The following is a 21,361-nucleotide window of genomic DNA, read 5'->3' on the forward strand; positions in this document are numbered from 1 at the left end:
TCATGCACGTCATCGTCGATAGCGAGGCCTACCCCAGCGATCGGGAAGCGGTGCAACGACTGGCTCCTCAGCCTTGCACAATCAGCGAAACAGGTCTGACAGAGAGTTTTCTCGGTGAGTTGCTGTGTAAGCATTTGTATGAAGCCGGTGTGCTGGACATGCCGCGACTGGTAGAGCGACTGGCGCTGACCGGCGCCGTACTTGAAGAGGTCCTGGCGTTTCTGCGCAAGGATGGCCGTGTTGAAGTGCTTGGTCAGATAGGGCTGCAATCGACGGGTGGGCAGATGCTGCGCTACGGCCTGACCGAACGCGGTCGCGGTGCCGCCCGCGATGCCCTGTCGCGCAGTGGCTATATAGGTGCGGCCCCCTTCCCGGTGAGTACCTACCGTTCCTTGCTCAAAATCCAGACCATTCACCATGGCCGCATCAACGCGAGCGATATGCGCAGGGCCCTCTCGGGCGTAGTGCTGACAGAAGGAATGCTTGATCAGTTGGGTGTGGCGCTGAACTCCGGGCGCGCGATCATGATTTATGGCCCTGCGGGTACCGGCAAGACCTATGTCAGCAGTCGGCTGATTCGCCTGTTCGCCGAAGCCATCTGGGTGCCTCATGCCATCGTTATCAACGAGTCGGTGATCGAGATCTACGACCCACAGGTCCATCAGAAGCTGGATGATCGCGGCCAACAGAACAATCTGATGCTCAACGAAGGAATCGATCGTCGACTGCAGTGCTGCAAACGTCCGATCGTGATCACCGGTGGTGAGTTGAGCATGGAGCAGCTAGACGTTCGCTATGACCCCTTCACCCGTCAGTACCAGGCTGCCTTGCAGCTCAAGGCCAGCAATGGCCTGTTCATCATCGATGACATGGGACGCCAGCGCATGGCGCCCGCCGAATTGTTGAATCGCTGGATCGTACCCATGGAGGAGAAGCGTGACTTCCTCAACCTGGGCGGCGGTCGGCACTGTGAACTGCCGTTCGATCTGATTCTGGTGTTCTCCACCAACCTCAACCCGCTGGAATTGGCCGATGAGGCCTTCCTCCGTCGGATTGGCTACAAGCTGCAGTTCGGGTACCTGAAACCCGAGGAATACGAACGGATCTGGCGTCAGGAATGCGAGCGCCTGGGCATTCCTTTTGATCCTCTGTTGCTGCGCTATGTACTGCAACGGCTTTATGCAAGTGAAGGCATGCCGCTGGTGCCTTGCCATCCCCGCGATCTCCTGAACATGGCTCTCGATCGTCAACGTTACTTGGACGGTTCCGGTGCCCTGTCGCCGCAAGAGTTGGAATGGGCCTGGCACAACTATTTCGTCCAGCTCGACTTTCTTTGATCCGGAGATACTGACATGAGCTCTCGTACTCTTACCCTGATAGGCGTTTCCCTGGTCATGGGCCTTGGTGCTGCATGGATGGCTGACTCCTGGCTGAGCGCAAGGCTCAATGCAAGCCCGGATGACCATCTTCGAAGCGTGGTAGTCGCCACGGTAGAGATTCCATTCGGGCAGATGGTCGAAGCCCAGCAGGTCACGACCGTGCGCATGCCCATGGACACAATCCCGGACGATGCCTTTGATTCCAGCGACAAGGCGGTGGGCAAGATCGCAACGTTCGACATCCTTCGGGGCGACATCGTGCGCGGCGCGCGTCTGAGTGAACACTTGGGAGGCAGCACCCTGGCCTCTTTGATTGCACCCGACAAACGCGCGATATCGGTACGTGTGGACGATGTGGTCGGTGTCGGCGGATTCCTGTTGCCGGGTAACCGGGTCGATGTACTGGCGACCAAAACCACAAATGCCGGCAGTAATAACGCTGTCTCCAGGACCATCCTCGAGAACCTGCGGGTGTTGGCGGTGGATCAGACGGCGGGTACTGACAAGACCCAACCGGTGGTAGTGCGTGCAGTGACGCTGGAGATGTCGGCCACTGAGGCCGAAGCCCTGGTCACTGCGCAGACGGAAGGCAAATTGCAACTGGCGCTACGCAATCCGCTGAACCTCGAGAAAAAAGCCGCAGTCGTTGCGCCTGCCACACCTTTCGCACCTGCTGCACCGGTCATGGCTGTGGCTAGTGCCCCGGTGCCAAAACGCGTGGTGCAACACCGCAGCAATGGCGGGGCTATCACCATTATCCGCGGGATCGAATCTCGCGTAATCGACGTTCGCTGATCGGGCACGACAGGTGCCTGGGCAGCCAGGTAGTGGCGGAGCCGTTCCGGGTCCGTATCGGTACATGAGGGCTTAACGATGCATCCTCGAATTCAACGGCCGTTTCCGGTAACGCCAAGGCGCCAACGGGGATCGGTGACCGTTCTGATGGTGATCGCGTTGGCGGCGATCACCTTGATGGCGGCCTTGGCGGTGGACGGCGGCCACATGCTGCTGAACAAGACACGCCTGCAAAATGCAGTGGACGCCGCGGCCCTGAGTGGCGCCAAAACCCTCAGTCAGGTCACGGGTGCTACCACCAGTGCCAGCGCCACACGCGCTGCCGCGCTGCTTACGCTCAATGCCAATGCCAATGCCACGGGTAACGCGGAATTGGCAACGGCCATCGGCGGTAACGCGAACGCGGGTACCTTCGCGGTGGTGGAACTGGCCTCCAACGTCTACGGACCGTTCTCCTATCCAGGGCCGACGAATGCCACTTACGTTCGGGTAACGGTATCGAGCTATCGCCTGACCGGTTTCTTCTGGAGTTTCGTCCAGTCATTTGGTGCTGCCGGTCTGGGGAGTAAAGCGGTGGCGGCGATGGCCACCGCAGGCCCCAGTCCCACCAGCCCGTGTGATCTCGCACCCTTGATGGTCTGTGGTGATCCGACCAAGTACAGCCCGAGCACCGGGGTGTTCTGGGGGTTCAAATTTGGTGATTTGCAGGATTTGAAAACAGGCTCTGGCACTTCGTCTGCCATTGGCCCTGGCAACTATCAGTTGCTCGATTTCGGATCGGGTGGCAGTGCAGTCAGGGATGACATGGCCGGAGGCGGCTCGGTGTGCCGCAGCGTCGGGCAAAGTGTCACGACCGCACCGGGCAACAAAGTCGGCCCGACATCCGAGGGTTTGAATACTCGCTTTGGTCAGTACAACGGACCGGTCAGTGCCTCGCAGTATCCACCAGACCTGATCGTTAGCTACAGCACACCGGTGATCAGCTGGAACAACTCAAGCACGCCACCACGGGCGGAGTTCAAGGGCCAACCCGTCATATCGACCGGAGGCACGCTCACCGCTGGCAGCAATGCGGTGCTTGGCTACAAAGACTGGCTGGCAAGTTCTGCCGCATGTGCTGCCGGCTCAGGCAGTGGTTGCCAGAGCGGCGGCGTCTTCGAACGACGGATGCTGAAAGTCGTGATTGGCAACTGCACTGGGAAAAACAATGGGGCAACGTCGATTCCGGTCCTGGGGTTTGGTTGCTATTTCGTGGTCCAGCCGGCCGGTAGCACGGGAAGTACCTCGGAGATCTTCGGACAGTTCGTGCAGGAGTGCCAAGGCGACAACGTGCCTGGCCCCAATCCTTCGGGTGATACCGGCCCACAGATCATTCAGCTCTACAAAACCTATATCAACACCACCACTCCGAGCACTGATTCTTAGGAGGCGTCATGAGACTTCATTCGTTGAAACAAGCGCAGGACCAGCAAGGAATGGCATTGGTGGAATTCACCATTGTCCTGCCGTTGATGCTGCTGCTGTTGCTGGCCCTTGGCGAGTTCGGCCGCATGCTTTTTCAGTACAACACCCTGTTGCAGGCCAGTCGTGATGCCGGACGTTACATCGCCAGCCAGGCCTGGAACTCGACGCTGGGACAAGTCGATCTGACCACCAACACAACACTGGTGACCCAAACAAAAAACGTGGCGGTCTATGGTGTGCCTGTCAGCACCGGAACGCCTGTGGTGTCAGGGTTGACGACCAGCATGGTGGGGGTCACTGCGGTGGGCTCTGACCATGTGCAGGTCACCATCACCTATACCTTCTGCCCGGTGATTGGCGGTGGCAGCTGTGCCGGCTCGATTACCGGTTTTTTTGCCAATTCGATTTCGCTACGCGTTCCACTGGTTGCCACGACTGTCATGAGGGCTCTGTGATGAATCGCAAACAGATGCGCGGCGTCTATGTGGTGGAGTTCGCCTTCGTCGGCCTGCTGGTGTTCATACTGTTGTTCGGCGTGCTGGAGATGGGCCGCCTGTACTTCACGGTGAATGCCCTCGACGAGTCCGTAAGGCGTGGCGCGCGCCTGGCGGCAGTGTGCAATATCAGCGATCCGATCGTGTTGCAGCGGGCGATTTTCAATGCCGCGGGTAATACGGGCACGAGCCAGTTGATCACCAATCTGGGCACCGCCAACCTGACGCTGACTTATCTGGATGCGAACGGTGCATTGGTGGCCAACCCCACCGACACCACCAGCGTCACTGGATTTCGTGCCATCCGTTATGTCCAGCTGAGCCTGCAAAACTACGTGTTCAATCTGTTTATTCCCGGGGTTGGTGTGCCGATTACCCTGCCGGTATTCAGGGCGATTTTGCCACGCGAAAGCCTTGGGCACCATTCCGAGTCAGGGGAGGTCACTCCATGCTGAATATAAAGGAAACTCCGTTAAGCACTGCGACCGGCAAGCCCGGGCTGCGATTGCTGATCAGCAGTCGCGATGCCACGGCGTTGCGTGATTTGCAAAGCGTCTGTCAACGCATGCCCTGCCTGGAGGTGAGCACTCGTCTGGTGAGTAATGGGCATGTCGACCCGCTCTACGGTCTGGAACGGATGCCTGATCTGTTGCTGTTGCGCGTCAGCCACCTGTGGCGCGAGGAAATGGCGGCACTGTTACTGCGTCCTGCCCATGAGCGTCCGCCCATGTTGGTGTGCGGTCTGTTGAGCGAACAGGAAGGCATGCGCCTGGCGATGCAGGCTGGCGCCCGCGACGTGCTGCCGGAGCCCATCGCCGAGACAGAACTGGTCGCTGCCTTGAATCGTCTGGTCACAGAGGTTCGGGTTGGCAGTGGGGCCGAAGGGAAATTGATCGCCGTGATGAGCGCCAAGGGTGGCTCTGGCGGCACCTTGCTGGCCTGTAACCTGGCTCAACAGCTCAGCCTCAAGGGCGGCAGTACCCTGTTGCTGGATATGGACCTGCAGTTTGGCAGCGTGACGCATTACCTGGATGTGGCGCAGTCGCACAGCCACCTGGAGGTATTGCAACAGATCGATAGTCTGGACAGCGTAGCGTTACGCGGTTTTTGCAGTCACTTCAGCCCGACCTTGCATGTGCTGGGTGGCCGGGCTGGTGAGTTATGTCTGCCGCAGGATGCTCAGGCCGAGCAACTTGACGCCCTGTTGCAGTTGGCCCGCGCCAGCTATGACTGGGTGGTGATCGACCTGCCGCGGCAAATCGATCACCTCACCGACTCCGTGCTGGAGCAGGTGGATCGGGTGTACATGGTGGTGCAGCAAAGCGTCAGCCATCTGCGAGATGCCAGCTCTCTGGCGCGGATTCTTCGCGAAGACCTGGGTGTGCGCGGGGATCAATTGCAAGTGGTGGTCAACCGCTATGACAAAGCGGCAGCGATCAGCCTCAAGGACATCGGCGAGGCACTGCGCTGCATGAACCTGTCGAAATTACCCAACGACTTCAGCCTGGTCAGTCAGAGTCAGAACACTGGGGTGCCGTTGGGGCTGCATGCGCCGAGGGCCGCAATTACTGTCGCCCTGCGCGACTTGGCCGAAGAGTTGGTCGGTCACCAGATGACTGGAAACAAAGGTTTATTCAAACGCGCCTTCAACCGTTTTTTCGGGGGATGACCCATGATCAGCGACTTTCGTACCCGCTTGCGCAAACAGCCCGGTAAATCCACCTCATCGTCGGCAGGCCAACAGGGCGATGATCTGCTGGATCCGGCAGAGGAAATGATGGCGTGGGAGCGTGCAACGCCGGACGTTCTTTACGAGACCAGAAGCCAGGTCACCCCGGTGGAGGCCGAGTGGCGCGAAAAGATCTACCAGCAGTTGCTCAAGGTCATGGACCTATCCTTGTTGGATTCCCTTGAGCAGGTCGAGGCTGCGCGGCAGATTCGCGATATTTGCCAGCGCTTGCTCGATGAGCATTCGGCGCCGGTGAGTTCCGCCAGCCGCCAGTTGATCATCAAACAGATCACCGACGAGGTGCTCGGCCTGGGTCCACTGGAGCCGCTGCTGGCTGATCACAGCGTGTCCGACATTCTGGTCAATGGCTATGCCTCGGTCTATGTCGAGCGTTTCGGCAAACTGCAAAGGACCGATGTGCGCTTTCGCGATGATCAGCATTTGCTGAACATCATCGATCGCATTGTGTCCAGCCTGGGTCGTCGTATCGACGAGTCCTCGCCGTTGGTGGACGCCCGACTCAAGGACGGTTCACGGGTCAACGCGATTATCCCGCCGCTGGCCATCGACGGCCCGAGCATGTCGATTCGCCGCTTTGCGGTGGACCTGCTCAATGCCGACAGCCTGGTCCAGGTAGGGACGTTGACCCCGGCGATTGCTCTGTTGCTCAAGGCGGTTGTCCGAGGGCGGCTTAACGTGCTGATTTCCGGCGGTACCGGCAGTGGCAAGACCACCATGCTGAATGTGCTGTCCAGTTTCATTCCGCACAACGAGCGGATCGTCACCATCGAAGACTCGGCGGAATTGCAACTGCAACAGCCTCATGTGGTGCGTCTGGAAACCCGGCCTTCGAATATCGAGGGGCGTGGCGAGGTGAGCCAACGGGAGTTGGTGCGCAACAGTCTGCGGATGCGCCCGGACCGCATTGTGATCGGCGAAGTGCGCGGCGCCGAGGCGCTAGACATGCTGACGGCCATGAACACTGGTCACGACGGCTCGTTGACCACCATCCACGCCAACACCGCGCGCGATGCGTTGGGGCGAATCGAAAACATGGTGTCGATGACGGGGGCCACCTTTCCAATCAAGGCCTTGCGTCAGCAGATCGCTTCGGCGATTGATGTGGTGATCCAGCTGGAACGTCAGGAAGACGGCAAGCGCCGACTGGTCAGCGTGCAAGAGATCAATGGCATGGAAGGCGAGATCATCACCATGACCGAAATCTTTTCCTTTACGCGTCAAGGCATGGGCGAAAACGGCGAAGTGCTCGGCGACTATCGCCCCAGCGGCATGATTCCATCGTTCCGCGATGTGCTGGCCAAACGCGGTATCGAGTTGCCGCTTTCCCTGTTCCGCCCTGAGTGGATGGAGGCGCGGCAGTCATGAGCCATATTCCTGGTGTATTCATTCTGGTTTTTCTCGGCATGGTGTTTATTGCGGTATTCCTCCTGTCCCAGGGCGTGGTGGTGCCCGTGTTCGGCGAGGCCGGCAAGATGCGCAAGCGCATCCGTGGCCGTTTGCATGTCCTGGAGAAAGCCAACAATCTGCCCAACATGCAGACGGTATTGAGGCAGAAATACCTGACGCGCTTGTCGCCACTGGAGGCCAGGCTTGAGCAGTTGCCCTTTATGGCGGACCTGACTCAGTTGATTGAGCAGGCAGGCCACGAATATCGTGCCTATCGGGTGATGTTGCTCGGGCTTGTTCTGGGTGTTGCGGCGGGGGCTCTGGCCCTGGCGTTCTCGTTACCGTGGTGGATGGCGCTGGCGGTGACTTTTGCGGTGGCCTGGTTACCCATGCTGAAGATTCTGCGAGACCGCAGCAAGCGTTTTGCAGCGTTCGAGGAGGGGTTGCCGGATGCGCTGGACGCCATGTGCCGGGCCCTGCGCGCCGGGCACACGTTCAACGAAACCCTGCGCCTGGTCGCTGAGGAGCACAAGGGACCGGTCGCTTATGAGTTCGGCCTGACCTTCGCCGATATCAACTATGGCAACGATGTACGGCGGGCCATGCTTGGCCTGCTCGAGCGCATGCCGAGCATGACGGTGATGATGTTGGTGACCTCAATCCTCATCCATCGCGAGACCGGCGGCAATCTGACGGAAGTGCTGGAGCGTTTGAGCCGGCTGATCCGCGGGCGCTTTCGCTTTCAGCGCAAGATCAAAACCCTGTCGGCGGAAGGGCGTATGTCGGCCTGGGTGCTGGTGGCGATTCCTTTCGTACTGGCGATCGCGATCGTGCTCACAAGCCCCAGTTATCTGCCTGTGCTGGTCAATGATCCCATGGGTCATAAGCTGATCATTGGGGCCTTCTGCGCCATGCTGATCGGGATTCTCTGGATACGCAAAATCATCCGGATACAGGTTTAAGCGGTATTCGCTACCGGGAGGTACAAGTCATGGACTTTTTGCTCGGGTTATTCAGCCGGGTCACGGGGAACGAACAGATGGCGCGTTTGTTGTTCCTCAGCGCGATCGGGTTTAGTACGGTGCTTGCGGTCGTCGCCGTGATCTTGCTGATGCAGGGGCTTCAAGACCCGGTACAGCGTCGTCTGGCGCTGATCAAGCGTGGTCATTTAGGCAGCTCTGTCGGTCAGGAGGCCCTGGGTAACCTGCAACTGTTGCTGGAACGGGTCGGCCAGCGCGTCGGCTCAGCCGAATCGGCCCAGACGTCTGTAACCCAGACCCTGTTGATGCACGCGGGGTACCGTTCCTCGTCGGCGGTGCAGATGTATTGGGCGGTACGCTTGCTGTTACCGCTGTTGCTGGTGGGCATTGCGTTGTTGCTGTTACCGATGATTCCCAAAGTTTCCCTGATCCCGGGCTTGTTGTCGGTCGTCATGGTGGCCGCTGTCGGATGGCTGGCGCCCGCGCTGTATGTCGGCAAACGCAAGCAATTGCGCCAAGGCCGGCTGCGTGCCGCGTTTCCGGATGCACTGGACCTGATGGTGGTATGCGTGGAGTCGGGCCTGGCCCTGCCCACGACCATAGAACGGGTGGCCGAGGAGATGTCGGTCAGTCAGGTTGAATTGGCCGAAGAACTGGCCCTGGTCAATGCGCAAATTCGCGCTGGCGTTTCCAGTACCGAGGCGCTTAAGCAACTGGCTGTGCGCACCGGACTGGAGGACGTGCAAGGGCTGGTCAGTCTGTTGGCGCAGAGCATCCGCTTCGGCACCAGCGTGGCCGATACCCTGCGCATCTATGCTGATGAGTTCCGTGACCGGCGTACGCAGGCCGCTGAGGAAATGGGCGCGAAAATCGGTACGAAGCTGATATTTCCACTGATTTTCTGCCTGTGGCCGAGCTTCTTTCTGGTCGCCATCGGCCCTGCCCTTATCGGGGTGTTAAGAGCATTCGGGTGAGGTAATCGGGTGGCGGCTGTCGAGCCCGATGGCCATGTCACCTGAGCATGAGGTGGAGTAGGCGAGGGGAGTGTATTCACTCAAATCGCCGCTCAAGCCTCGCACCTGATTGCTATTTTCATGCACAGCTCATTCGGTCCGGCTTTGCAGCCGGACAATCTGGACAAGCGCCAGAGGCTGATCACGTCGTTGATGTCTTTCAGTTGCCGCTACTGCTGATTTCACCTGCTGTCTTTTGCTCGAAGAATGCCGGAATCGGGTAGCTGAAGCTATTTAGCCAGCGCTGCATGGCCAGGTCACGTTCGGTGGCCGAAGCGGTTTGCAGTTTTGGGGAGGCAACCACACCGCGAATCTGTAACTGCAACCACTGTTCGGTGCCTTGTTGATGCACCGATGCGGGGCCCGGCTCAATTGCCCAAGCCGTGGTAGACAAGCTTGCCATGCACACGATCAACAGCCTTTTGGTATTCATCTCGACTCCTCGTACTTTCTACTTGATCGCGCTGGAGGAGGCATCGACCACCTCTGTCCTGCGATTCCCCTCGGACACCACCGCTTTTTTCGCGGTGGCCTTGAGTTTTTCCGCTCGGCTCTGGGCCTCTGCGACTTGCTTGGGGCTCAAGCTGGTCCGGGTCACGAGTTCTGAAGCGGCCTTCCAGTTATCCTGATAGATCAGCAGCGTCACCATATTGAGCGCCGCCAGTGAGTCCGACTGCTTGAGCTCCATGGCCGTCATAAACTCGAAGCGGGCTTCAGGGATCTGTCGCTGATTGAGGTAGACGACTCCCAGGTCATTACGCATCTTGTCGTCGGTGGGGTCCATCTTCACCGCTCGCTTGAGGTGAATGGCAGCGGCGGCGTTATCATTCTTGGCTGCGGCCAACTGGCCCAGGCCATGTTCCCCGTCAGCGGCCAGGCAGGTGCCAAGCAAGCTTTCATACAATGGCCCCGCTTCGGGACGCCCCATCAAGCGCAGCACCCGAGCCTTGCGCAGGCGAACCTGGACCAGGTTGTCGGGCAAGCCTTCCAGATTCGCCAGGCTGGCATACAAACGGCCCTCGTTGGCCATGTTGTCGGCGAGGTTCAGGGCCAACTCTTGTTCCGAACCGGGCTTGGCGCAGTCTGCGGGTCGCGAGGACACGCCATTGGAGGCACAACCTGCGAGCATTAATGTCGCCGCTATTGCAATGACTGCTTTCATCGAGTGTCCTCCGGCTACAACACGTTGAACGCCAGGCCAGTGCCAATGCAAGCGCTCAAGGTCACCGCTACGAGTGAGGGCGAGGCAAGCCCGGTTCAGGTTCAGGTTCTGGCTCATTGCGAGAGCCCGGTCTGACTGTCGAAATCGCCATTGTCAAGGAAGAACATGCGGTAGAAGTTCGGGTCGTAATTGCGTAGCTGTTCGCCAGGCAATGACGGTAGTTGTGCATTGGCAGCCAGGGGCTGGACCAGATGCGGGGTGACAATCATCAACAGTTCGCGCTCTTCACGGTTGATGGTGTTATTGCGGAAGAACGCGCCCAGGATCGGGATATCGCCCAGCCCTGGAAACTTGTTCACCTGGGAGTTGTTACGAGTACTGATCAGGCCGCTGATGACGAAACTTTCGCCGTCGGCCAGGGAAATGCTGGTGTCGGTGCGTCGTATGGTCAGCGCCGGGACGATCGTGCCAGCAATGCTGACGGCGTTGGAGAAGTCCAACTCGCTGACTTCCGGCGCTACCTTCAGGGCGATCCGGTTTTTCCCTACGATGGTCGGCGTCAGGGTCAGGCGGATACCGAACTCCTTGTATTCGATGGACACGTTATTGCTGCTTGAACTGGGCACCGGAATCGGTACTTCACCGCCGGCCAGGAAGCTCGCACTCTGTCCGCTGAGCGCTACCAGGCTTGGCCGCGCCAGGGTGTAGGCGAAGCCGCTGCCTTCCAGCGCGTTGATCGCCACCAGTGTATTACCGGTAGCAAAAGAGAGGTTGAACATGTCGTTGTTCACCGGCACCGACGGCGTGACGATGCCTCCGATGGAGGGCAAGGTTTTCGGTGAGCCGAACAGGAAGTTGCCACGGGTGCCGAAAATAGACGCTGAGGCTTCCTTGAGTTTGGTCCGGCTGACTTCAACAAAGCGGATATCGGTCTGCACCTGGCTCGGCAACAGCGGGTCGTCGGAAGGCACCGTAGACACGCTGGTCAGTGCTGCAGTGGCCCTGCCCTTGACGAATACCATGCTTTGGCGCGGTGTGGGTGAGCAGGCGGTCCAGACCATCAGGCTTGTGGTGCCCGGTGCGATGCCCGTGAGTATGAAGGCGTTGCTGCCGCTGGGCTGGACATCGGCAATTTTCGGGTCGCCCACGGCGAGCTGTGTCACAGGGACGGGGACGCGCAGTTCATTTTGAAGTCCCTGGCCAACCTCGAAGGTTGCCGGCAGGTTGTTCAGTTGCGAACAATTGGCTGCCGCGGCCTGAGCCGCATCCACGCCGAGGCCCATCCAGAACAGGCCATGAATAATGTGCTTGAAAGCGGGCACGGTACGATAGCTCATTAAGTGCATCCTCGCTGAATAGGCCATCTTTAAGGCTTACTAGGTTACGGTTACCTCGGATTACTTCCAGAGGCCCAGGCTGGCCCTTTACTTCGCCAGACCACTCATCATTAATGGTCCCGGCAATATTCCTTGGTGCTGCACGCGAGCAGCCGCAATACGTGGGTCTGACTGACCTGCAAGCGATCTACGATAAAACTGTCGTTAGGAATCCAGATACCTAGGCTCAGGACACGCGAGTTTTTTGCCAACCTTGTTTGGCTCCGACAGGCTTGCGACCAGAACAATACGCACAGGCTCGACAGCAACTGCGGCTATAAACATCACCGTCAGCCGACGTGAGTAACTGGTAATCAGGGCATCTAGCAGGAAAAAGCCAACCAGGATCATAGAGAAGTAACTCCTTGTGCCAACTCGCTACCTGATCTCTGAACAAAAGGCGAGAAACTCAAATCGATACGCCTTTCCCCATGAATGAAGGTAGTTCAATCAAGGCAAAGCGTCATGAATTCGAAAGAGAAACTTCGACGCAAATTTTGGCACAGGTCTTAAAACCTTGGTCTTGCGATGCTGCGTGCCCCTTGCGGTTAAACCCTGTGCGAAAAATGCCGAGCACTACGTGGCGATTGCTTTGCGCAGTCCCTCTTCATTTTCAACAAAAATGCCAAGAACTAAGGCAATCGATGTCGTGCGTTTGGCAGCAGCAGGGGATAGCAGTGCACACCTGTATGACGACAAAGCAACTTTTCCCAAGCTTCAGAGCATCTTGCCGTTGAACTGGATGGAACTAAATGCGTCTTAGTTGGCGGACAAACCAATCCTTGTGGAAGCCATCATGCGTTTAAAAAGAAAAACCTAGTTGCCGTTATGCAAACCTGCCGATACCCGGGTATCGGCAGATCGGGCTCTGCCGCTCAAAGACTCAGTAGGAATTGCAGTGTTGTGCTACGGCCGTGGCTTGGTCGACGTACGGCCGCGCCGGTTCAAGGTTCCACTCGGGCTTGTTCCTGACAGGCTTGCCGTCGAAGGTTGCTGCCAGATGACAAACCATTTGCCGGCGCAGTGACCCGCCATTGACGCTGTACTCCCTCCATTGCTGATCGTCTTTATGTTTGTTGTACAACTCGGCAAACATTCTGTCGGTCTGATCATCCTTGATAGCACGGCCGCAAGCGGTAGGCACCACCTGGAGCGACCAGGTGTTCGGTCCGAGTTTCGGATCGGGACGTCGTACCCAGCTGCTTGATTCGATGTACTTGTCACAGAACTGTTGCGAGGGGGAGGCGTGGTGTTGATGCACGAGAAGCTGGCCTTGCTCGTCGGGGTTTTTGGGAAATCAATCTTGACGATGTTACGGTCCTTTCCTGTCTTGTTTTTATAGTCTCGCTGATTGGCCAAGGCATCGTTCAACCCACGTTGATCGCTGTAGAAAAAGGCCAGAATCGGTAGTTCGTCATCTTTCGGGTTACCCAAGCGTAATTCTGTCTGGGTTTGAAACTCACGGGTGTTGATGACTTTCCGAGCCCCCATGAAGTTGCGAAAGGCGTCTACCCGATCCTTGCTGCTCATGGGATTGCGCATATTGAACCCACACTGCAACTGGTCTTGCTTGATGTCGTTGTTGAACTTGGTGAAATGCGTAACCCAGGCATTCGCGCTAAGGATAGGGGGGGCCATGGCTTGGCATACGGCCTCTGTCTGGGCGGTGTTTTTGTTGTTGCCACAGCCCCGGTCGTCTCGAAAATCGGTCCAGGCGTCGTTGGGGAATGCACAGTAGACATGCACCGGAGTCTCGGGATCGCGTACCAGATCTCTCGGAGTGATGATGTAGCCGTTCTGCGTACTCATGCCAGGATCTTCATAGCTGATGCCATCGGCACGCATAAAAGACGCGGCAAAAGTACCCAGCTCTTTGGCTTTCGGGCTTGGATTCCATACGTCCCATTTCTGCCCCTTTGCCGGGTCAGCTCGGTGAGTGCCCCTGATCAACAATCCCGAACAGTCCGATGCCGGATCCTGCCTGCAACTATCGACTGTGTTGTTGTACAACGTTTCAACCCGTTTCAGTGTCTCCTCGCAAGATTCGGCGTTGGCCAAGGCCGTTTGCAAGAGCAAGGGAAATATAAGAAATGGAGTCATCCTGTTCAGACGTTTTTTCATGGCGCTACTTCCTTGTGGTTGGAGTCAGTAGCCGGCGTGGGCGTCCATGCCGGTGCTACAGAAAACAGAAGGGTTCGTTGCACGCGCCGGCCTCTTTCGCCGACGACTTGCGCGACCTGCCGCGGACAACCGTAGCGCCCTCGGCGGACGAGGGCGGCACGGTGCTGCGCAAACTCAACGCGGCACGGGGTTGCAACCTGCGCCCCGGGTCTCGCTGTCCGACAACGCAGGCCTGAAAGGCTCGAGATTCCAGGGCGTCTTGCTGCGGTAGTTGACCAGTACGCAGCTCAATTGCTGGCGCATGCTACCGGCGGAATTTTCATTGTCACGCCAGTTGCTATCTGCGCCCTTGAGGGCGAACAACTGGTCGTACAAAGCCCCGGCCTGCTCGTTGGGCAGGGCGCGGCCAGCTGCCGTGGGCACCACGCTCAAGGTCCATTCATCCTTGCGGGTGCCGGGGTCGTAACGCTTGACCCAGTCGGCAGAGGCAATGTATTGCGGTGCCTGGAGCGGCAGCGGATTGCAACCGGCCTTGGCCGCTTCCTGGGGGTGACATTGGGGCGAAACGGTTCCAGGCTCCATTCGGTCTTGGCTGGATAGTTCTGCACCAGGCAGCTCAGTTGCTGGCGCATGCTGCCCGGTGATTTCTCGTTGTCGCGCCACTGGCTATCGGCCCCACGCAGCTCGAACAGTTCCTTGTACAAGGCGTCCTGGTTGCTGGCCTGGATCGCCTTGCCCTGGGCGGAGGGTGTGACCTGGAGGGTCCATTCGTTTTTCTTGCTGCCTGGGTCGTAACGTTCGATCCAGGTCGCCGCAGCGATGTAGCTGGGCACCGGTTTTACCGGCGCCGGCTGCGCACCGCCAGCCACCGTCAGGTCTATCGCCTGGTCGGCGGCGACATAGCTGAAACGCTGCTCCGCCGGCTTGGTGAAGTCCAGCCGCAGGACCGGCACGCTGTAGCCCTGGGCCTGGAGTTTCTTCTGGAAGTTGCGCGCGCTGTTCAGGCCGTTCTCCGGTTTTGGTGGCAACTGGTCACCGCGGGTGGCGAAGTTCTGTGTGCTGTTGACGTTGTAGATGAAGGCATCGATGTACTTCATGTTTTCGCTGCCGTCATTGGTCGCCGAGGCATTCTTCAGCATGAACTCGTTGACCTGGGCACTGAAGGCGAAGGGGTCCTTGTTGGTGGTGTTCGGCCGGGACTCGTGGACCCGGATCATGGCGTTCCAGTCGCTCGGTTTTTCCGCGTTCCAGGAGCACTGGCTGTATTGGATCGGTCCCTTCATCAGCCCGGTGTATTTCTGGGTCCATTGCTCGGCGGTGCTGACTGCGGCTTCCGCGCAGGTGCCGTAGGCCAGGGCGGCGTTGCGGTTGTTCATCACGCCCTGGGCCGCACGCGGTGGCTCGCGGCTGTCGAAGAAGCCGCAGCCGTACCACTTGCGCTCTGGCCCGGTACCGCCATCGAAGGCGTAGATGCAGGTCCAGCCCTGTTCCTTGACTGGCAGGCTCAAGGCCGCCGCATCGGCCGGGGTGCGCAGGATAAAACCGGCCGGGTGAATGAGAATCCGGGTGCTCAGGTCCTTGCGGATCCAGGAGTAGGAGGTCGCGCCGATCTTGATCGCGTAGGGGCTGTAGTCCCAAGGGTTGAATGGCCCGTCGTTGACCATACGCAAGGTCACGCCGCTGCAGTAGTAGTGACCGCGTGCGGCACCGGTATCGGGCTCCTGGCAAGCGTCCTTGAGGATGTTGTAGTTGTGGTTGATGCGATTCAGGGTCTGCTGCGGATCGAGCGGCGGCTGGGCGGCAACCGCACAGAACGCCAGGGGCAGGGTCCAGACCAGGGCAAAGGACGAGCGAGCGGCTGGGGACATTGTCGACGACTCCTTGTCGAACGAGATGATTTCCTTTAGAGGACCAAAGTAGTCAACTCAGTCCTTGTGGTCAAACCAGTGCTTTTTTCACGGCTCAACGTCTCGGTTCATAACCCTACCCATGACATTGAACCGCAGCGTCCATTCGCATGGTGGCCGGTCTGCTTATCAGCGTAGACAACAAAAGGTTCGGGGTGCCTGGTCTACAGATGATCAACGTTAAAAAACTCTGGAGCGTCCCTTAGCCTGTCTCAACAGGCCAAGGGGCAATCCCAAGGGATCGTGAACCTAGGCCTCCCAGCCCGCCCCACTGACCGCTGCCTGCGCCAGTGGGTGCAAGTCCGCTCCTTGATGCTCCGTCTGCCAGGCCAGCAGTTCCTTGCGCATGCCGGGCGTCCAGTACATCTGCAGATGATTACGCACGCCGAGCACTGCCAGTTGCTGGTCCGGTTCACTGGCGAAGTATTGGGCGATCTGGTTGACCATTTTGATCAGGTTGTCAGTGCTCATCGGGTCACCTCGGTTTTTGTTCCTGTGGTGCGCGCCTGGCGGCGTTCGTCGAGCAGGCGTTGTTGGTTGTCGCTGAATTCCTGATAGCGTTTTTGCCACTCGGAAGGGTGGTAGACGCGGCTGACTTCCACGGCGGTGACCTTGTACTCCGGGCAGTTGGTGGCCCAGTCGGAGTTGTCGGTGGTGATCACGTTGGCCCCCGATTCAGGGAAGTGGAAGGTGGTGTACACCACGCCTGGGGCGACCCGTTCGGTGACCCGCGCACGCAGTACGGTCTGTCCGGCGCGACTGCCGATGCCGACCCAGTCACCTTCGTTGATACCACGGCTCTCGGCGTCGGTCGGGTGGATTTCCAGGCGGTCTTCGTCGTGCCAGGCGACGTTCTCTGTACGCCGGGTCTGGGCGCCGACGTTGTACTGGCTGAGGATGCGCCCGGTGGTCAGTAGCAGGGGATAGCGATTGTTGACCTTTTCTTCCGTGGGTATGTAGCCAGTGAGCATGAAGCGGCCCTTGCCGCGCACGAACTCTTCGATGTGCATGGTCGGCGTGCCGTCCGGTGCCGCCGCGTTGCATGGCCATTGCAGGCTGCCGTGGCGATCCAGTTCGGCGTAGCTGACGTTAGTGAAGGTCGGCGTCAGGCTGGCGATTTCATCCATGATTTCTGACGGATGCTGGTAGTTCATCGGGTAACCCAGCGCGTTGGCCAGGGCCACCGTGCCTTCCCAGTCGGCCTTGCCGCCCAGCGGTTCCATGACCTTGCGCACCCGCGAGATACGTCGCTCGGCGTTGGTGAAGGTGCCGTCTTTTTCCAGGAACGAGCTGCCCGGCAGGAACACATGGGCGAACTTGGCGGTTTCGTTGAGGAAGATATCCTGCACCACCACGCATTCCATGGCCGACAGCGCCGCAGTCACGTGTTGGGTATTGGGATCGCTTTGGGCAATGTCTTCGCCCTGGCAATACAGGCCCTTGAAGCTGCCGCCCAAGGCTGCTTCGAACATGTTGGGAATGCGCAGGCCCGGATCGGGTTGCAGGGTGACGTTCCAGGCCTGTTCGAACTGCGCCCGTACCACCTCGTTGGAGATGTGCCGGTAGCCGGGCAACTCATGGGGGAAGGAGCCCATGTCGCAAGAGCCCTGAACGTTGTTCTGCCCACGCAGCGGGTTCACGCCCACGCCTTCACGGCCGATGTTGCCAGTGGCCATGGCCAGGTTGGCGATGCCCATGACCGCCGTGCTGCCCTGGCTGTGCTCGGTGACACCCAGGCCGTAGTAGATCGCCGCGTTGCCGGCGCTGGCATACAGACGGGCGGCGGCACGGATGTCGGCCGGGGCGACGCCGCAGATCTCGCCAAGGACTTGCGGCGAGTTTTCCGCGCGGCTGACGAGCTCGCGCCAGCGGGCGAAATCGCTGCCCTCGCAACGGGCGTCGATAAAGGCCTGGTCGAGCAAGCCTTCGGTGACGATGACGTGGGCCAGGGCGTTGAGCATGGCAACGTTGGTGCCCGGGCGCAGGGCCAGGTGCAGTTCGGCGCGGGCATGCGCCGAGTCCACCAGGTCAATGCGGCGTGGATCGATGACGATCAGTCGCGCGCCTTGTCGCAGGCGGCGTTTGAGCTGGGAGGCGAACACCGGGTGGGCATCGCTGGGGTTGGCGCCCATCACCAGAATCACGTCGGCCTGCATCACCGAGTCGAAGCTCTGGGTCCCGGCAGACTCGCCCAGGGTTTGTTTCAGGCCATAGCCGGTCGGCGAGTGACAGACCCGCGCACAGGTGTCGACGTTGTTGTTGCCGAACGCGGCGCGCACCAGTTTTTGCACCAGGTAGGTTTCTTCGTTGGTGCAGCGACTGGAGGTGATGCCGCCAATGGAGTCGCGGCCGTATGTTTGTTGCAGCCGGCGGAATTCGCTGGCGGCGTAGGTCACCGCTTCATCCCAGCTGACTTCCTGCCACGGGTCGTTGATGTGCTGGCGGATCATCGGCTTGGTGATGCGATCCGGGTGAGTGGCGTAGCCCCAGGCAAAGCGCCCCTTGACGCAGGAGTGGCCGTGGTTGGCGTGGCCGTTCTTGTCTGGAACCATGCGTACCAGCTTGTCGCCTTTCATCTCGGCGCGGAACGAGCAGCCCACCCCGCAATAGGCACAGGTGGTGATTACGCTGCGTTCGGGCTGGCCGAGTTCGACCACGCTTTTTTCCATCAGGGTCGCGGTCGGGCAGGCTTGCACGCAGGCGCCGCAGGACACGCATTCCGAGTCGAGGAAGCTTTCGCCACCGGCAGCGGCGACCCGGGATTCGAAACCGCGCCCGGTGATGGTCAGGGCAAAGGTGCCCTGGGTTTCTTCGCAGGCGCGCACACAGCGGTTGCAGACGATGCACTTGCTCGGGTCGTAGTCGAAGTAGGGGTTGGAAGTGTCCTTCTTGTCGGCCAGATGGTTGTCGCCTTCATAGCCGTAGCGCACTTCCCGCAGGCCGACCTGGCCGGCGACGGTTTGCAGTTCGCAATTGCCGTTGGCCGAGCACGTCAGACAGTCCAGCGGGTGATCGGAGATGTACAGCTCCATGACGTTGCGCCGCAGCGTGGCGAGCTTCGGCGTCTGGGTGTGCACGCTCATGCCTTCGCTGACCGGCGTGGTGCAGGATGCCGGGTAGCCACGCATGCCATCGATCTCCACCAGGCACATGCGGCAGGAGCCGAAGGCTTCCAGGCTGTCGGTGGCACACAGTTTGGGAATGGTGGTGCCCATTAGCGCGGCGGCGCGCATCACCGAGGTGCCTTCGGGCACGCTGATGCTGCGGCCGTCGATGTTCAGGGTCACCTGCACCTCGCTGTCGCGGGCCGGAGTGCCCAGGTCGATATCGGTGTTCGGGTCGAAGAGAGTAATCATTGCTCGGCCTCCGAGGGCTGCAGACCGAAGTCGGCGGGGAAGTGCTTGAGGGCGCTGGCCACCGGAAAGGAGACCATGCCGCCCAGCGCGCACAGCGAACCGTATTGCAGGGTGTCGCACAGGTCCTTGAGGATGATCACCTGCGCATCACGACCGCTCTGGCCCGGCGCGGCCAGCAAGCGGTCGATCACCTCCACGCCGCGGGTCGAGCCGATGCGGCACGGGGTGCATTTACCGCAGGATTCCTCGGCGCAGAACTGCAGGGCGAAGCGCGCCATGCGGGCCATGTCCAGACTGTCGTCAGCCACCACCACACCACCATGACCGAGCATGGCACCGATGTTGGCGAAGGCTTCGTAATCCAGCGGTGTGTCGAATTGCCGGGTGGCACCCAGGCGCCGAGGGGCCCGCCAACCTGGGCAGCCTTCAGCGGCCGGCCACTGGCGGTACCGCCGCCGTAGTCTTCCACCAGTTCGCGCAGGGTCAGGCCAAAGGCCCGCTCCACCAGGCCGCCGTGACGAATATTGCCCGCCAGCTGGAAGGGCATGGTGCCCAGGGAGCGGCCCATGCCGTAATCGCGATAGAACTGCGCACCCTTGGCCAGAATCAGCGGCACCGAGGCCAGGGTCAGCACGTTGTGCACCAGGGTCGGCAGGCCGAACAAGCCCTGCAAGGCAGGAATCGGTGGCTTGGCGCGAACGATCCCGCGCTTGCCTTCGAGACTGTCAAGCAGCGCGGTTTCCTCACCGCAGATATAAGCGCCAGCACCGACGCGCACTTCCATATCAAAGGCCTGGCCGCTGCCGCCGACATTGGCACCGAGGTAACCGGCAGACCGGGCGATGTCCAGCGCTTCGCGCAGGGTGGCCACGGCCTGTGGATATTCCGAGCGCACGTAGATGTAGCCGTAGCTGGCCCCGACGGTGATCCCGGCAATGGCCATGCCTTCGATCAGCAGGAAGGGATCACCTTCCATCAGCATGCGATCGGCGAAGGTACCGGAGTCGCCTTCGTCGGCGTTGCACACAATGTATTTCTGCGCAGCCTGGGTGGCGCGCACCGTGCGCCATTTGATCCCGGCCGGGAAGGCTGCGCCGCCACGGCCACGCAGGCCCGAATCGAACACGGCGGTCGCGGTCTGCTCACCGCCCAGGGCGATGGCCTGAATCAAACCCTCGAAACCGCCATGGGCCCGGTAATCCTCCAGGGACAACGGTTGGGTAATGCCGGCGCGGGCGAACAACAGGCGTTGTTGCGTTTTTAGATAGGGCAACTGCTCCACCAGACCCAAGGCCAGTGGATGGGCGGACGAATCGCCTTGTAGTGCATCGAGCACGGACGGCACATCGGCAGCGGTCACCGGGCCGAAGCCGATACGACCTTGTGGGCTGTCCATTTCCAGCAGCGGCTCCAGCCAATACAGGCCGCGCGAGCTGGTGCGTTGCAGGTCCAGCGACAGTTGGCGTTCCTGGGCCCGAGTGGCCAGGGCCACCGCCACATCATCGGCACCGACGGCGCGGGCAAGTGAATCAATGGGCAAATAGAGGCGCGGCATCATGCGTCCTCCTGGCAAGCATCGAGCAGGGCATCCAGACGCTCGGCACTGAGCCGCGCATGCACCTGGCCATCCAGCTCCAGAGCTGGCGAACAGGCGCAGGCGCCGAGGCAATACACCGGGCGCAGACTGATGTTGCCGTCGGCGCTGCTGCCGTGGTCGTCCAGTTGCAGGCGTTCGCGCAACTGCGCGGCAAGCTGCTCGGCGCCGCGACTCTGGCAGGACTCGGCCCGACACAGACGCAGAATATGCCGGGCCGGCGGCGCGGTGCGAAAATCATGGTAAAAGCTGATGACCCCGCGAATCTCGGCCTGACTCTGGTTGAGGGCGTGGGCAATCTCGGGGATGGCGGCATCGGGGATATAACCGATGCCCTCCTGAAGTTCATGAAGAATCGGCAACAGTGCGCCAGCGCAGCCTTTGTGGCGCTCTAGCAGGCTGTGAAGCACAGCCAGTTGCAACATCTCATCAGGCATACGGCATTCCTCACGGTCACGGACAAACCAGGCGGTTGTCGGTTGTCCGAAAGTGTCGGCTGCGGCACTCACGCCACGTCACGCAATCGTGGCATTTTCAGGCCGTTGGCCAGGCACCCTGATCGGGCATCTTGTTGGGCCCGGCAC

General features: G+C 59.9%; 17 protein-coding genes and 2 pseudogenes. 9 read left to right on the forward strand and 10 right to left on the reverse strand.

Annotated elements, in window-relative coordinates:
• The first annotated feature begins 2 nt into the window (after nt 1-2).
• The 9 genes from JFV26_RS26800 (at nt 3) to JFV26_RS26840 (ending at nt 9,222) form a co-directional block, all read left to right on the forward strand.
• Entirely contained in the window at nt 3-1,337 is a 1,335-nt protein-coding gene (locus JFV26_RS26800) for an AAA family ATPase (protein ID WP_201196558.1), read from the forward strand.
• 15 nt (nt 1,338-1,352) lie between these two features.
• Entirely contained in the window at nt 1,353-2,174 is an 822-nt protein-coding gene (gene cpaB, locus JFV26_RS26805) for a Flp pilus assembly protein CpaB (RefSeq protein ID WP_201196559.1), read from the forward strand.
• A gap of 78 nt (nt 2,175-2,252) precedes the next feature.
• The gene (locus JFV26_RS26810) at nt 2,253-3,599 is read left to right on the forward strand and encodes a TadE/TadG family type IV pilus assembly protein (protein ID WP_201196560.1); all 1,347 of its coding nucleotides are present in this window, start codon (nt 2,253-2,255) and stop codon (nt 3,597-3,599) included.
• Nucleotides 3,600-3,607: 8 nt separating this feature from the next.
• Nucleotides 3,608-4,093 carry a TadE/TadG family type IV pilus assembly protein gene (locus tag JFV26_RS26815; RefSeq protein WP_201196561.1) on the forward strand — a complete coding sequence of 162 codons (486 nt, stop codon included), beginning with the start codon at nt 3,608-3,610 and terminating at the stop codon, nt 4,091-4,093.
• Complete coding sequence (locus tag JFV26_RS26820; protein ID WP_201196562.1) at nt 4,093-4,587, forward strand: TadE/TadG family type IV pilus assembly protein; 495 nt, start codon at nt 4,093-4,095, stop codon at nt 4,585-4,587. The genes JFV26_RS26815 and JFV26_RS26820 overlap by 1 nt, the downstream gene beginning before the upstream one ends.
• A complete protein-coding gene (locus JFV26_RS26825; protein ID WP_201196563.1) occupies nt 4,581-5,801 on the forward strand; it encodes an AAA family ATPase in 1,221 nt (406 codons plus the stop codon). Before JFV26_RS26820 ends, JFV26_RS26825 begins: the two co-directional genes overlap by 7 nt.
• Before the next feature lie 3 nt (nt 5,802-5,804).
• Nucleotides 5,805-7,247 carry a CpaF family protein gene (locus tag JFV26_RS26830; protein WP_201196564.1) on the forward strand — a complete coding sequence of 481 codons (1,443 nt, stop codon included), beginning with the start codon at nt 5,805-5,807 and terminating at the stop codon, nt 7,245-7,247.
• Nucleotides 7,244-8,230 carry a type II secretion system F family protein gene (locus tag JFV26_RS26835; protein WP_201196565.1) on the forward strand — a complete coding sequence of 329 codons (987 nt, stop codon included), beginning with the start codon at nt 7,244-7,246 and terminating at the stop codon, nt 8,228-8,230. The genes JFV26_RS26830 and JFV26_RS26835 overlap by 4 nt, the downstream gene beginning before the upstream one ends.
• A gap of 29 nt (nt 8,231-8,259) precedes the next feature.
• On the forward strand, nt 8,260-9,222 hold the full coding sequence (locus tag JFV26_RS26840) for a type II secretion system F family protein (protein WP_201196566.1): 963 nt from the start codon (nt 8,260-8,262) through the stop codon (nt 9,220-9,222).
• A gap of 199 nt (nt 9,223-9,421) precedes the next feature.
• On the opposite strand, the gene JFV26_RS26845 is transcribed toward JFV26_RS26840, so the two are convergent.
• The 10 genes and pseudogenes from JFV26_RS26845 to JFV26_RS26885 all read right to left on the reverse strand — a co-directional run bounded on the left by JFV26_RS26845 (nt 9,422) and on the right by JFV26_RS26885 (nt 21,214).
• The gene (locus JFV26_RS26845) at nt 9,422-9,694 is read right to left on the reverse strand and encodes a DUF3613 domain-containing protein (protein ID WP_201196568.1); all 273 of its coding nucleotides are present in this window, start codon (nt 9,692-9,694) and stop codon (nt 9,422-9,424) included.
• 18 nt (nt 9,695-9,712) lie between these two features.
• Nucleotides 9,713-10,423 (reverse strand): tetratricopeptide repeat protein, encoded by a 711-nt coding sequence (locus JFV26_RS26850; RefSeq protein ID WP_201196570.1) that lies wholly within the window; start codon nt 10,421-10,423, stop codon nt 9,713-9,715.
• 113 nt (nt 10,424-10,536) lie between these two features.
• A complete protein-coding gene (locus tag JFV26_RS26855; protein ID WP_201196572.1) occupies nt 10,537-11,760 on the reverse strand; it encodes a type II and III secretion system protein family protein in 1,224 nt (407 codons plus the stop codon).
• Between the two features lie 922 nt (nt 11,761-12,682).
• Nucleotides 12,683-13,920, reverse strand: a pseudogene (locus JFV26_RS26860) (DUF2599 domain-containing protein).
• A gap of 174 nt (nt 13,921-14,094) precedes the next feature.
• Nucleotides 14,095-14,346, reverse strand: a complete 252-nt coding sequence (locus tag JFV26_RS35035; protein ID WP_446739952.1) for a DUF2599 domain-containing protein — start codon at nt 14,344-14,346, stop codon at nt 14,095-14,097.
• A gap of 2 nt (nt 14,347-14,348) precedes the next feature.
• Entirely contained in the window at nt 14,349-15,788 is a 1,440-nt protein-coding gene (locus JFV26_RS26865; protein WP_242487907.1) for a DUF2599 domain-containing protein, read from the reverse strand.
• 288 nt (nt 15,789-16,076) lie between these two features.
• On the reverse strand, nt 16,077-16,298 hold the full coding sequence (locus tag JFV26_RS26870; RefSeq protein WP_201196574.1) for a formate dehydrogenase subunit delta: 222 nt from the start codon (nt 16,296-16,298) through the stop codon (nt 16,077-16,079).
• Nucleotides 16,295-19,183, reverse strand: coding sequence for a formate dehydrogenase subunit alpha (gene fdhF / locus JFV26_RS26875; protein WP_201196576.1), 2,889 nt, complete (start codon nt 19,181-19,183; stop codon nt 16,295-16,297). The genes JFV26_RS26870 and fdhF overlap by 4 nt, the downstream gene beginning before the upstream one ends.
• Nucleotides 19,180-20,741: pseudogene (locus JFV26_RS26880) on the reverse strand (formate dehydrogenase beta subunit). Before JFV26_RS26880 ends, fdhF begins: the two are co-directional and overlap by 4 nt.
• Nucleotides 20,738-21,214, reverse strand: a complete 477-nt coding sequence (locus JFV26_RS26885) for a formate dehydrogenase subunit gamma (RefSeq protein ID WP_201196577.1) — start codon at nt 21,212-21,214, stop codon at nt 20,738-20,740. The pseudogene JFV26_RS26880 and the gene JFV26_RS26885 overlap by 4 nt, the downstream one beginning before the upstream one ends.
• Nucleotides 21,215-21,361: the final 147 nt, after the last annotated feature.

Source organism: Pseudomonas sp. TH31 (genome assembly GCF_016650815.1).
Classification (GTDB): Bacteria; Pseudomonadota; Gammaproteobacteria; order Pseudomonadales; family Pseudomonadaceae; genus Aquipseudomonas.

What these genes read in the sequence shown, in the direction of transcription:
- JFV26_RS26830 (WP_201196564.1), top strand. Translation starts at nt 5,805, where the DNA reads ATGATCAGCGACTTTCGTACCCGCTTGCGCAAACAGCCCGGTAAATCC.
- JFV26_RS26850 (WP_201196570.1), bottom strand. Translation starts at nt 10,423, where the DNA reads ATGAAAGCAGTCATTGCAATAGCGGCGACATTAATGCTCGCAGGTTGT.
- JFV26_RS26835 (WP_201196565.1), top strand. Translation starts at nt 7,244, where the DNA reads ATGAGCCATATTCCTGGTGTATTCATTCTGGTTTTTCTCGGCATGGTG.
- JFV26_RS26820 (WP_201196562.1), top strand. Translation starts at nt 4,093, where the DNA reads ATGAATCGCAAACAGATGCGCGGCGTCTATGTGGTGGAGTTCGCCTTC.
- JFV26_RS26800 (WP_201196558.1), top strand. Translation starts at nt 3, where the DNA reads ATGCACGTCATCGTCGATAGCGAGGCCTACCCCAGCGATCGGGAAGCG.
- JFV26_RS26840 (WP_201196566.1), top strand. Translation starts at nt 8,260, where the DNA reads ATGGACTTTTTGCTCGGGTTATTCAGCCGGGTCACGGGGAACGAACAG.
- JFV26_RS26815 (WP_201196561.1), top strand. Translation starts at nt 3,608, where the DNA reads ATGAGACTTCATTCGTTGAAACAAGCGCAGGACCAGCAAGGAATGGCA.
- JFV26_RS26855 (WP_201196572.1), bottom strand. Translation starts at nt 11,760, where the DNA reads ATGAGCTATCGTACCGTGCCCGCTTTCAAGCACATTATTCATGGCCTG.
- JFV26_RS26825 (WP_201196563.1), top strand. Translation starts at nt 4,581, where the DNA reads ATGCTGAATATAAAGGAAACTCCGTTAAGCACTGCGACCGGCAAGCCC.
- JFV26_RS26870 (WP_201196574.1), bottom strand. Translation starts at nt 16,298, where the DNA reads ATGAGCACTGACAACCTGATCAAAATGGTCAACCAGATCGCCCAATAC.
- JFV26_RS26865 (WP_242487907.1), bottom strand. Translation starts at nt 15,788, where the DNA reads ATGTCCCCAGCCGCTCGCTCGTCCTTTGCCCTGGTCTGGACCCTGCCC.
- JFV26_RS26885 (WP_201196577.1), bottom strand. Translation starts at nt 21,214, where the DNA reads ATGCCTGATGAGATGTTGCAACTGGCTGTGCTTCACAGCCTGCTAGAG.
- JFV26_RS26845 (WP_201196568.1), bottom strand. Translation starts at nt 9,694, where the DNA reads ATGAATACCAAAAGGCTGTTGATCGTGTGCATGGCAAGCTTGTCTACC.
- cpaB (WP_201196559.1), top strand. Translation starts at nt 1,353, where the DNA reads ATGAGCTCTCGTACTCTTACCCTGATAGGCGTTTCCCTGGTCATGGGC.
- JFV26_RS26810 (WP_201196560.1), top strand. Translation starts at nt 2,253, where the DNA reads ATGCATCCTCGAATTCAACGGCCGTTTCCGGTAACGCCAAGGCGCCAA.
- fdhF (WP_201196576.1), bottom strand. Translation starts at nt 19,183, where the DNA reads ATGATTACTCTCTTCGACCCGAACACCGATATCGACCTGGGCACTCCG.